General features: G+C 45.0%; 1 protein-coding gene. It reads right to left on the bottom strand.

Features of this window, described 5'->3' with window-relative positions:
* Positions 1-575, bottom strand: a 575-nt coding sequence (locus R8N47_RS27060; RefSeq protein ID WP_318186349.1) for a sugar phosphate nucleotidyltransferase, incomplete at both ends; no start/stop codon positions are given.

The raw sequence follows: 575 nt of genomic DNA, 5'->3' as shown, positions 1-575 counted from the left end.
GTTCAAAAATATCAGGGGTAAGGATGTAACGACCAATGATCGCAAGATTGCTTGGCGCTGTGCCTGGTTCTGGTTTTTCTACCATGTCATCTACGCGGTAGATGTCATCTTTGATCATTTCACCAGAAATCACGCCGTATTTGTGCGTCTCGTCAGCAGGTACTTCTTGTACTGCCACGATAGAACAGCGGAATTGCTTAAACAGCGCAACCATTTGAGCAAGAACGCCTTCTTCCTCGTTCACACACAAGTCATCGGCAAGTACTACAGCGAAAGGTTCATCACCAACCAGTTCACGCCCCGTTAGAATCGCGTGACCTAGACCTTTCATTTCACGTTGGCGAATGTAGGTAAAGTTCGCTGATTCAATGATCTCACGAATATCGACAAGTAACTCTTCTTTGTTGGTACCACTAATTTGGTGCTCAAGCTCGTAGTTCTTATCAAAGTGATCCATGATTGAGTGTTTGCCACGGCCTGTCACAATACACATACCGTTCATACCAGCTTGAATTGCCTCTTCAACGCCGTATTCAATCAACGGTTTGTTCACTACTGGCATCATTTCTTTTGGC

The sequence above is a fragment of the Vibrio sp. 2132-1 genome, from assembly GCF_033344315.1.
The sequence above is the reverse complement of the archived record's forward strand: the minus strand, read 5'-3'. Positions and strand labels throughout refer to the sequence as shown.